Source organism: Microcystis sp. LEGE 00066 (assembly GCF_015207925.1).
Lineage (GTDB): Bacteria > Cyanobacteriota > Cyanobacteriia > Cyanobacteriales > Microcystaceae > Microcystis > Microcystis ichthyoblabe_A.
Genome location: NZ_JADEVX010000349.1, coordinates 1 through 1,562 on the forward strand (window position 1 = coordinate 1; position 1,562 = coordinate 1,562).

The window sequence follows — 1,562 nt, forward strand, 5'->3', positions numbered from 1 at the left end:
ACTGTGGAAAGAAAGCAAAATAAGGTTAAATAAGAAAATAGAAATATTAGGGGATAAAGGCTATCAAGGAATTCAGAAGCTCCATCAAAACAGTCAAATTCCTCATAAAAAAAAGAAAAAAGAAAAACTAAGTAAAGAGCAAAAAAAAGCCAATCGTCAGTTATCACAACGGCGTATAGTTATAGAACATATTCATCGTCGTCTCAAAATATTTCGGATACTTTCATCAAGATACAGAAATCGCAGACGGCGATTTGGTCTGAGATTGAATTTGATTGCTGGTAAGTAGTCGTGCAAAATTAATTTCCTAGTAAAGATAGGCAAAAGGCAAGAGGCAAAAGGCAAGAGGGGGTTAGATATGTGTAATTAATTTTGCTTAGGTACTTATCTACAATTACGAACTTCGTTACCGACAAAAGGATATATCTTGATTACTTTTGCAAGAGATCTATTGATAAATCAGGGATGGGCAAACTATATAAAAATGGTCAATTAATCCAAAGTAAACAATTAAGCCTTCCAGACAACCTGAACCGAACCTTAAACTATATAGGTAAGAGTAACTGGGTTAATGATGGTTACTTTGAAGGTCAAATGACGGAAGTGAGGGTGTGGAACATTGCCCGACCAGAATCAGAAATCAAAGAAAATATGTCCCAGCGATTAAAGGGAAATGAAACCGGATTAGTGGGATATTGGCCCCTCAATGAAGGTTCAGAAAATATCGCCAAAGATAAGACAAGTAATGCCAATAATGGCACAATTAATGGTGCTACTTGGGGAAAATCTGAATTACCCATAACTGGCACGAAGGAGTCTGAAATAGGGAAAAAACCTGATGTGATCACTGGGGGTAATTCTCCCAGTAAATACGGAATTGCAGATACAAGAACTAATTATTATCTTGTAGATACCAACAAACCCATTAATGGCAATGGTGAAATAACTGGGTGGAATATTTGGGCAGAAAACACATCACCTGTACAACTGATCACTTATAGGAAGGAAGCAAATACCTGGTCAGTTGTGGGAAAAAGCGAGGTAAAAACTCCTGTGATTGGTTTAAACGAATTTTCCCTTACTACACCGATTAAAGTCAACCAAGGTGACTTTGTGGGAATATATTATTCCCAAGCAGGTTCTATCAGTTATGATAAGAATACTGCTCCTCTTGGTAACTTAAGCGGAAAAGTTTTGTTTGCCTCATCCGGTGCTACTGCTACAGCATTTTCCGATTCAGTTGATCGTATTTATTCCTTAAGTGTCAAGGGAAATGTTGGAGAAATTCCTATAAAGATTGAAAAGACAGAAACAGCTAACTATGGAGTAATTGGTGTTGGGACAAATAATCTCCTGTGTAGCCGAGATACTTTAACAGCAATTCTCATTTTGAAAAAAATTCAGATAAAATTCTCTTATTTAAATAGAGAACTTGTGTAGAAGCATTATTTTTTGACAGATAATTATCATCCAACGCTGGAGATAGACAGGTTTTAAGAACTTTGTCCATGAAAAATCGATTTCAACTCATAAATCTGGATGAAATTCTAACAAAATTTTTA

Annotated in this window: 2 protein-coding genes; both read left to right on the plus strand. The window is 35.8% G+C overall.

From position 1 onward, the window contains the following. The coding region (locus IQ224_RS23400) for a transposase family protein (RefSeq protein ID WP_194033552.1) at nucleotides 1-289 on the plus strand (289 nt) is incomplete at its 5' end. A gap of 176 nt (nucleotides 290-465) precedes the next feature. Then, nucleotides 466-1,440 carry a LamG domain-containing protein gene (locus IQ224_RS23405; protein ID WP_228036371.1) on the plus strand — a complete coding sequence of 325 codons (975 nt, stop codon included), beginning with the start codon at nucleotides 466-468 and terminating at the stop codon, nucleotides 1,438-1,440. The last annotated feature ends 122 nt before the right edge of the window (nucleotides 1,441-1,562 follow it).